Below are 2,150 nucleotides of genomic sequence, written 5' to 3'. Positions count from 1 at the left end.
CTGCGGGCCGACCCGCTGCGCGAGGCCACCTACCGGTCCCTGATGCGGCTCCACGACGCCCGCGGCGACCGGGCCAGGGCGCTCCGGGCCTATCACGCCTGCGCCGCGGCCCTGGAGCGCGAGCTGAGCGTCGAGCCCTCGGCGGCCACCCGCCGCGCGTACGAGGCGCTGCTGCCGCCGCCGGGCGAGCCGGCCACCGAGGCGCCGGGGGCGGGGCGGCTGGGCCGGCCTCCGCTGGTCGGCCGCGGACCCCAGCGGGCCCGCCTGACCGACCTGTGGCGGGCCGCCGAGGCCGGCGAGGCCCGGCTGGTGCTGGTGACCGGCGAGCCCGGCGTCGGCAAGACGCGGCTGGGCGAGGAGTTCCGCTCCTGGTGCGCGCACCACGGGGCGGCGACCGCCGAGGCCCGGTCGTACCCGGCGGAGGGGGCGCTCGCCTACGGACCGGTGGTCGCCTGGCTCCGCTCGGACCCCCTGGCCGGCCACCGCGGACGGCTCGCCCCGGCCCAGCTGGCCGAGCTCGCCCGCCTCCTCCCGGAGGCCGCCCCGGCCGCCAAGGGTCCAGCCACCCCCGGCCCGCCCGGGCCGGCTCCCGACCCCGATCGGCGGCGGCTGTTCGAGGCCCTCGCCGGGGCCCTCCTGGCCGGCGGCGGCCCGCTCCTGCTGGTCGCCGACGACCTGCACTGGGCCGACCAGGAGACCCTGCAGTTCCTCCACTGCCTGCTCCGGGCCCACCCGCGGGCCCCCGTCCTGGTGGTCGCGACCGCCCGGCGCGAGGAGCTGGACCTCGGCCACCCGGTGCACGACCTCCTCACCGGGCTGCGGGCGCTGGAGCGGGTCGCCGAGGTCGAGGTCGGGCGGCTGTCCCGGCAGGAGACGGCCGGGCTGGCCGAGCGCCTCGGCGACCCGCTCCAGGCCCCGGACGTGGACCGCCTGTTCGCCGAGACCGAGGGCAACCCGCTGTTCGTGGTCGAGGCCCTGCGCGCCGGCTGGAGCGGGCACGGCCAGCCGGCGCCGATCACCCCCAAGGTCCAGGCCGTGATCGAGTCGCGGCTGGCCCAGCTGTCCGCGCCCGCCCGCGACCTGGCCGGCGTCGCCGCCACCATCGGGCGGGAGTTCTCCACCGACGTGCTCGCCCAGGCCAGCGAGGCCGGCGAGGCGGCGCTGGTCGGCGGCCTGGACGAGCTGTGGCGGCGGCGCCTGGTCCGGGACCAGGGGCCCGACGCCTACGACTTCTCCCACGACCGGATCCGGGAGGTCGCCTACCTGGGCCTCAGCCCGGCCCGCCGGCGCCGCACCCACCTGCTGGTGGCACGGGCCCTGGAACGGCTGCACGCCGGCGACCCGGCGCCGGTGGCCGCCCAGGTCGCCGCCCACCACGAGCGCGCCGGCCAGGCCGCCGAGGCGGTCGGCTGGTACGAGCAGGCGGCCGCCGCCGCCCAGCGCCTGCCGGCCTACGCCGAGGCGGTCCGCCTGCTGGAGCGCGCCCTGCGGCTGCTGGAGGCGCCGCCGCCGACCCGGGCTCGCCAGGAGCGCGAGCTGGAGGTCCTGACCCGCCTCCAGGGACCCCTCGGCGTGGTCGACGGGTACGGCTCGCCACGGCTCGCCGGGGTGCAGCGGCGGGGGTTGGAGCTGGCCGACCAGCTCGGCGTCGAGCCGGCGGGGCCGCTGCTGCGCTCAACGGCCACGGCCAGCCTGGCCAGGGGGGACTTCGAGGCGGCGCGGCGGGTCGGGGAGCGGCTGCGCGCCGGCGGCGACGACCTGCGCGCGGTCCAGGGCGACTACGTCCTCGGGATCGTCGCCTTCTGGAGAGGCGAGTTCGAGGCCGCCCGGCGGCACTTCGAGGCGGCCGTCGGCCGCTACCGCCCCGGGCGCCGCTCGGCCCGGCTGGCCCGCTACGGCGTGACCACCGAGGTCCTCAGCACCAGCCGGCTCGGGAACACCCTCGGCTTCCTCGGGCACCTGGACGCGGCCACCCAGGCCCGCGACGCCGCCCTGGCCCGGGCGTCGGAGACCGGCAACCCGCACAGCCGCGAGGCGGCGCTGCTGTTCGGCGCCATGCTGGCCCTGGAGCTGCGCGACCCGGCGTCGGTGCGGGCCTTCACGGCCGAGCTCGCCGCCTGGCCCGGGGACCTGGCCCGGCCGACCGGCGT

1 protein-coding gene is annotated in these 2,150 nt (G+C 79.8%); it reads left to right on the top strand.

What is annotated here, in order from left to right:
* The coding region (locus tag VF468_20020; protein HEX5880576.1) for an AAA family ATPase at positions 1-2,150 on the top strand (2,150 nt) is incomplete at both ends.

The organism is Actinomycetota bacterium (genome assembly GCA_036280995.1).
GTDB lineage: Bacteria > Actinomycetota > CALGFH01 > CALGFH01 > CALGFH01 > CALGFH01.
This window is presented reverse-complemented; position numbering and strand designations above follow the sequence as displayed.